Annotated in this window: 4 protein-coding genes; 3 read left to right on the top strand and 1 reads right to left on the bottom strand. The window is 55.0% G+C overall.

Annotation, left to right across the window (positions count from 1 at the left end):
- The 3 genes from G9Q73_RS20750 to G9Q73_RS17695 all read left to right on the top strand — a co-directional run.
- Positions 1 to 263 (top strand): hypothetical protein (locus G9Q73_RS20750; RefSeq protein WP_439654701.1); only part of this gene is annotated, 263 nt, incomplete at its 5' end.
- Positions 236 to 430 (top strand): hypothetical protein, encoded by a 195-nt coding sequence (locus tag G9Q73_RS20745; protein ID WP_439654700.1) that lies wholly within the window; start codon positions 236 to 238, stop codon positions 428 to 430. The genes G9Q73_RS20750 and G9Q73_RS20745, both read left to right, overlap by 28 nt.
- A 52-nt stretch (positions 431 to 482) precedes the next feature.
- Positions 483 to 3,890: an efflux RND transporter permease subunit gene (locus tag G9Q73_RS17695; protein WP_439654699.1), complete on the top strand. Its 3,408-nt coding sequence runs from the start codon at positions 483 to 485 to the stop codon at positions 3,888 to 3,890.
- A 1,275-nt stretch (positions 3,891 to 5,165) separates the two neighbouring features.
- Here G9Q73_RS17695 and G9Q73_RS17690 read toward each other — a convergent pair.
- Positions 5,166 to 5,501, bottom strand: a complete 336-nt coding sequence (locus G9Q73_RS17690; protein WP_177420955.1) for a hypothetical protein — start codon at positions 5,499 to 5,501, stop codon at positions 5,166 to 5,168.
- Positions 5,502 to 6,259: the final 758 nt, after the last annotated feature.

The raw sequence follows: 6,259 nt of genomic DNA, 5'->3' as shown, positions 1-6,259 counted from the left end.
CTCAGCGGGGAGGCGGTATCGTCACCATCGAATTCGATGTGGGCGAGAATATGGGGCCGTCGTTGGTCAAAGTCAACGACAAGATCGATTCCAATATGGATCTGATTCCGCCTGGCGTGATGCCGCCGCTGGTGAAGGCTAAGGGGATCGATGATGTGCCTGCGGTCACCCTGACACTCTGGTCCAAGGATGTGATGGGGACGGCGCGCCGGATGTGGATGACGGGCAGCTACGCATGTTGGCTCACGATGTGTTGCAGGTGATCAAGGAGCTGCCGAATACCGGCAACGGTTTTGTGGTGGGTGGGCGTCGGGAGCAGGTGACGATTGAGGTCTTCCCGGAGCGGCTGGCGGGTTTCGGCATCAGCCTCGATCAGGTGGCGAACACCATCAAGACCGCCAACAGCGAACAACAGGCTGCGGCGGCGTAAGGAGTCGGGCGATACCCACTTTACCGTGGTAACCGGTTCGTTTCTCAGGTCTGTGGAGGACATCAATCGCCTGGTTGTCGGCACCCACAACGATATACCGGTTTATGTTCACGATATCGCGCGGGTAAAACAGGGGCCGGAGGATGCGAAGCAACTGGTCGCCTACTATACGGGGGCCGCGAGCGAGACCAATATCAAGGCTGATGGTGTACCTGCAGTCACCGTTGCGGTAGCGAAGAAAGAGGGCTCCAACGGGGTTACCGTTGCAAGCTCGATTATCCAGCGGCTGAACAGCATCAAGGGCTCGTTGATCCCTGATAATGTGGAGGTGAGCGTCACCCGCGATTATGGCAAGAGTGCGGATGACAAGGTCAGTGACCTGCTCTTTAAACTGTTCGTGGCTACGGGTTTTGTTTTCCTGCTGGTGCTGGCCGCGTTTCGTGCTTTCAGACCGGCTATTGTGGTCGTGCTGGTTATTCCTGTGGTGCTGCTGATGACCATCTTCAGCGCTTGGCTGATGGGTTACACGATTGATCGGGTGAGTATGTTCGCACTGATCTTCTCCATTGGCATCCTGGTGGATGACGCCATTGTGGTGGTTGAGAATATCTACCGTCGCTGGCTGGAAGAGGGTAAGACCGACGTTGATACCGCGGTCGATGCGGTGCGTGAGGTGGGCAACCCAACGATCCTCGCCACCTTCACGGTTATCGCGGCGCTGCTGCCGATGGGGTTCGTCTCCGGCATGATGGGGCCCTACATGGAGCCGATTCCGGCCCTTGGCTCGTCGGCAATGCTGATCTCAGTATTTGCCGCATTCGTCTTTACCCCATACCTGACCATGTCCCATTGGCTGCGGCCATCCATGAACTATCTGGAGACAGCGGGTAAAAGGGAGCACAAGGAAGCGGAGAAGCTGGAAGGCATGTTCCGGCGGGTTCTTATTCCGATGATCGAGAAGCCCGCCAAGGCGCGTCTCTTCAAGCTGGTGATGTGGGGTTCGTTTGCTGCCGCCTGCTCCCTCTTCTATTTCAACGGGGTGGCGGTAAAGATGCTGCCGTTGGACAACAAGCCTGAATTTTCCATTGTCCTCGACATGCCCGAGGGAACCGCGTTGCCGGTGACCGCCAATCTGGCGCATCGTATGGCGGAGATGATTCGTCACATCCCCGAAGTGACTGCGGTGCAGGTCTACGCTGGAACCTCGAAGCCCTTCGATTTCAACGGCATGGTGCGTCACTACTACCTGCGCAAGAGTCCCTGGCAGGCTGAAGTGCAGGTACAACTGCTGCATAAAACGAAACGTGACCGCAGTAGTCATGAAATTGCCACCCAGACCCGTCAGGATCTTATAAAGATGGTGAAGGGCACAGGCGCCAAATATGCTGTGGTGGAGATGCCGCCGGGGCCACCGGTGCTGCAGTCCGTGGTTGCTGAGGTTCATGGCCCGAGTCCCGAAGTCCGCCGCCAGGTGGCCAGTGATCTGACTGAGTTCTTCAAGAAGGCTGAGAGCCTGCGTGATGTGGATAACTACATGCGCGACCCCTATATGTATTGGCGCTTTATCGTGGATACGGAGAAAGCGGTCAGGCGTGGTATCTCCGTGGACACTATCAACCGCAATCTGAGTATGTCTCTGGGTGGTACGCCGCTGGGTGATGTCAAGCAGCGAGCTGGGCATGAGCCGATCAATATCGTTATCCAGGTGCCGTTGGCGGAACGTTCTGAGATCACCCGACTGGGGGATATTCCCATTATGTCGACCACCGGGGTCGCTGTGCCGCTCAGGGAGTTGGGGCGCTTCGAGCAGGTGCGCGAAGAGGACATCATCTTCCATAAGGACTTGCGTGCCGTGGAGTATGTCGTAGCTGATGTTGGCGGCAAGCTGGCGGCACCGGTATACGGCATGCTTCAGGTTCAGGACTTGCTGGAACAGGCGCAATATGTCGCGCCGGATGGTGTTGCACTGGATACGTTCTGGTTGGGCCCGCCAAGGGATGATGCGACCTCTTCGATCGAGTGGGCGGGCGAATGGACCGTCACTTATGAGACGTTCAGGGACATGGGCGCAGCCTTCATGGTGGCGCTCATCATGATCTATATTCTGGTGGTGTGGGAGTTTGGCAACTTCCGTATCCCCGCGCTCATCATGGCGCCGATCCCGCTGACCCTGTTGGGTATCATCCCCGCGCACATGCTCTTCTTTCAGGCGGGATGGGGTGGCGAATTCACGGCAACCTCAATGATCGGCTGGATCGCACTGGCCGGCATCATTGTGCGTAACTCCATTCTGCTGGTCGATTTTTCCATCCATGAGCTCCAGCGCGGCAGTACGGTTGTTGAAGCGGTGATTCAGGCGTGTAAGACGAGAACGCGTCCAATCATGATTACTGCGTTTGCTCTGGTATGTGGCTCCTCGGTAATCTTATTTGACCCGATTTTTCAGGGCATGGCGATTTCCCTGGCTTCCGGCGTATTGGTCTCCACGGTATTGACCCTGATCGTTATCCCATTGGGTTGCATCGCTGCTGGCAAGGATCTGATCGAAGTGGCCGCCGCCACCTGTCCACCGGGAGTGGTGATGCCCGCGCTGGAGACCGCAGGCGCGGCAACCACGGCCCCAGCGGAGCCGGTGACACCTGAAGCTGCGCCAGCAAAAACGCCGCTGTGGGTGGCGGTTTGGGGTAAGTTGGCTGCTGTACTGATGATGGTGTTTTATTTGGTCAGGGGCATCTTTCTATTGTTGGCAGATCTGTTTAAAAAATCTTCCAAACGGGGAGGAAGCCCGCCCTCATCCCCCACTTCCGGTGGGACAGGTGGCCCGGCTTCTGGTGGGGGTGGTGCGTTTTCACCCGCTCCGGCAGGGACTGCTCCGGCCCCGGTGGCAGCGGCTCCTGTGGCTGAAAGTTTCCAGGCAGCCGAACCGCAAATGTCTGGCAAGCCGGTTCCTGACAGCGACTCCCCCGATGAAGTTGCAGCTGAAAAGCCTGCCGAAAAGAAGCTGGAGAGCGTGGAAAAGGCGCCTGAGAAGGTGGCTGAACCGGTTGCTACCAAGCCTGCTCCACCCGTCAAAGAGAGTGTGGAAACAACTGAAGTCAGTATGGTTGCGGCTAATGAACCCGATGCCGCTATCGATGTGGCGAAAAGTGAGCAAAAGGAGGCTGTAGTAAATCTGGCTGCAGACTCACCTGAAACCACCACCCAACCGGTTGCAGCGAAAGTTGTTCCAAAAGCAACCCCGAAGCGGGCGAAGAAACGCCCTTCGACGCTGAAAAAAGTTGCGACCAAGAAAAAGGTTGCTGCCAGCGCAAAGAAAACCAGCACTACCCCGGCTAAAGCGAAAGGTAACGGCAACGGTGCAGCAAAGCCCGCTAAAAAGGCCGCAACATCCGTTTCACCCAAGGTCAGAACGCTTCCTCTGCGTAAGAAAACGGCACGCCGGGGGATTCGTCTGAAATAATGGGTTGGTTTTTCTGATGAGTGATTGAGTTACAGATAAGGGGACAGAATACTTGGTTTTCTGTCCCCTTGACGTTTTTGAGGGCCGGTTCAAGCCGGTGTAGCTGCTGCTAATATCTAAGTTTCTGGACATTCTGTTGCTTGTCGGCTTTTATTGTTAGCATCGGTATGAATAATAATAGGTGATCACTTTGCTTCGGATAGGCTGGTTGTCTTTGAGTTGGTCGTTGGCGTGTTTTTTAAGCATGACTGAAGCCGTAAGCGATACTCGAAGTTATGCCTTTCGGCCGCTCGAAGAAGCTTCTACTTCCCATTCTACAACTATCGGAAGTCCCCGCACTTTTCATTGGCGGCCATTGACCCAGGAAGGGTATGGGTTGCCTGCATATCAGGCGCCGAAAGCCTTGGAGCACAATGTCGAGCCTGCCCTCCTGCCTCCAGGTTTAGTGAATCCCCCAAGTCTTCCGCGAGGGGTCTATCGCCCTGTCGAGGAGGTGCGCCCTATCTCGCCACAGATAGGGGCGTTTCGGTTTCGAACCATCGAACCTGACGAGCAATTACGGCTACATGGACTGAATCCGATTTCACCGACGGGACAGCAAGCACAGAAGAGGGAAAACAGATACCGTTTCAGAGGGGATCCCGTGGAAGCAAAGTCGAATAGGCCAGCTCCCATAGTCTGGGATGGCGCCAACCAGATGCTGAAGTATCGACCGAATAGACGATTTTCGGATAGAAATAACCGCTGGTCGCCCTCTCAGGCAAGAGACTATACAAACAGCTTTAGGCCACTGAATCCAAACAGATCGGCTAGATAGCGTGGATTGGTACTTTTTCTTTAGCTGAATTGCATTAAAATTCCACCAAATGAGGGGCAAACGGTTTTTCAGAAGGGAGTTTGCAGTTAAACTGTGCATTGTGATTGAGGCATGGAACGTGTCTCGCTTTTTAGATGAATTCCTGCATATCGAAACAGGTGGAAAATAGATGAATTCCAAAGGTTTACGTTTTTTTTCCTTAGGCGCGCTTTTTTTGCTGGCGCTTCCTGGGGCATCGGCTTGGGCCTTTTATCCTTCAACAGCAGGATATCAGGCAGCGCCGGCTGCATGGCAAGCTGATCGTTATGCGCCGCAGTGGGGCCAGGTATCCAGGCAACAGCAATATCAGCAGAGGCGTTATCGTCCCGATTGGAATCGCCAGGCAGGATTTTCCGGTGGTTATGAGAGTGTACGTGCTTACCCTCGTGTGCCGGCAAACTATTACCAGGGATACCGCTTCAGACCCTTGCGACAGGCAAATGCCCCGCGTATGGCGTTTCGCGGTCCCGTCGCTGGATATCCCGTTCCCGCAAACCGGTGGCGTCCACAGCATCAGTCTTATCAGGGTCGGGGATTTGCCCCCCCTGTCTATGTGAACCATCAGCCCCGTTATGCCGGACAATATGCAGTGAACCCTGCACCTGTCCGATATGCACCCCAGTATCGTCCTCAGGTGGCTTATAATCATCGCCCTGCTCCCGCCCCGGTCTATGTTGCGGGATATCGATTTCGACCGCTGCAGAAAGCCTATCGACCAAATAATCAACAGCTTCCACGCGTGGCCTATCAGCCATCCCGCGCTCCAATGAGATATCGGCCACCGGTCCGGCAGCATATGGCTCAACCCAGGTTTCGGCCAATGAATGTTTCGCCGGTACAGAGGGACTATCGTGCGTTGGCGCAAAGGCACCTGCCAGCTGCCAATCCGCAGTACAGGCCCGCTGTAAGTAAGCGTGCAACTTTTGTCTCGAAAAATACTGCCTCCCGCATCCTGGATAGGTTTCAGCCATATCAACGCTACGCTTTTCGACCGGTAAATCGTGCTGCTGGTCAACCGGGCGCAAGGATGCCCGTGCTGCCCAACCGCAGGATTGAACCCCCTGTCCTGAGGAGTCGCTATTCGCAGAGAGACTATACTCCTTCGATTTCGACAGGGAGGCAGGTTTTCAACAGCAACCCCTACTTGTCGTCATTCCGGGAGTGGAGACAACCGCATGCTGATAACACGGGGATCAGTGGACGTGCAAATGAGCTGCGCTACCCGGGTGCCTACCAGGCCGTAGATCAGACTGGTATCAAATTGAGAACCCATACGTTGGACGGATTTGATTCATCACCAACAATGAGTCAGGTAGATTATATTACCATTTCCACTGATGGAGTGAAATTGCCTGTTGGTGAAGGCAAATGCTACGCCACAGACTCTTTTGAAAAGGGAGTGCATGATAACAGTAATCGGTAGTCCTGGCGGGGATCCGCAGAGTACGGTGACCTTCAACCTGGCTGTGTGGGTTGGTACAAGAGAGCAATACGTAACTGAATCAGCACACTT

Source organism: endosymbiont of Lamellibrachia barhami (assembly GCF_011947365.2).
GTDB lineage: Bacteria > Pseudomonadota > Gammaproteobacteria > Chromatiales > Chromatiaceae > QGON01.
Note: the sequence above shows the minus strand (reverse complement) of the source record. Positions and strands in the feature narration are given on the sequence as shown.

Bases quoted from the DNA above. Each gene is read 5' to 3' on its own strand.
- G9Q73_RS17690 (WP_177420955.1), bottom strand. From the start codon at position 5,501: ATGGCTGATAGGCCACGCGTGGAAGCTGTTGATTATTTGGTCGATAGG.
- G9Q73_RS20745 (WP_439654700.1), top strand. From the start codon at position 236: ATGTTGGCTCACGATGTGTTGCAGGTGATCAAGGAGCTGCCGAATACC.